The 221-nt window shown below is 57.1% G+C and carries 1 pseudogene; it reads left to right on the top strand.

Annotated elements, in window-relative coordinates:
* A pseudogene (locus ACQ4LH_RS22265) lies at nucleotides 1-221 on the top strand (hypothetical protein); the annotation flags it as partial.

The raw sequence follows: 221 nt of genomic DNA, 5'->3' as shown, positions 1-221 counted from the left end.
TATCATTTGTATTTTTTTTTAATGAGAACCGCCACCACCGAAACTTCCACTGGGGGGGCTTCGTCGGCGGCGTCAGTGGTTTTAAAAAGACGGGCTACGCCTCGCCTTGGGCKGCGCCGGGCGTGCCGCTGAAAGCGATCAAGTGGCTGCTGCAAAAACATGCGCCGCKGGCGATCAAGGCCACCGCCGATATCGACCAATACCTGTGGATGGCGCAGATG

Source organism: Pseudomonas peli, assembly GCF_050563605.1.
Taxonomy (GTDB): Bacteria; Pseudomonadota; Gammaproteobacteria; order Pseudomonadales; family Pseudomonadaceae; genus Aquipseudomonas; species Aquipseudomonas peli_A.
Note: the sequence above shows the minus strand (reverse complement) of the source record. Positions and strands in the feature narration are given on the sequence as shown.